1 pseudogene is annotated in these 383 nt (G+C 37.1%); it reads right to left on the minus strand.

From position 1 onward, the window contains the following. A pseudogene (locus KVT34_RS29950) lies at positions 1-383 on the minus strand (hypothetical protein); the annotation flags it as partial.

The raw sequence follows: 383 nt of genomic DNA on the forward strand, positions 1-383 counted from the left end.
TTTTAGTACAGCTGGACGAATTACACCACTCAAGCGATCCTTCATATCTCCTGATAAATTCCATACACGATCCGATAAAATCAAGCCGTCTTCTCCAGGTCTTTTTATAGCTCCTTGAATAATTTGCTTATTAACTGCTGTTATAGACTTCACATCCAAACCCGCTTCCGATAACTTTTCTGTGGTCCATTTCGACGTGTTTTCAATCAATCTATGAAACGATTGTTCAGCCTGTTTACGAAATTCTCTTTCGTATAAAGAAAGATCATTTAGCAAGGCATTCAATCTAGTACGTTTTATGACCCCATCCTTCTGGTAGTCATTCAGCAAATCAACTAAAAACAAACGTATTAAGATAATGGCCGTAACAGTATCAGAAACTT

Origin of the sequence: Paenibacillus sp. GbtcB18 (assembly GCF_019091125.1) — a bacterium.
Classification (GTDB): domain Bacteria; phylum Bacillota; class Bacilli; order Paenibacillales; family NBRC-103111; genus Paenibacillus_F; species Paenibacillus_F chitinolyticus.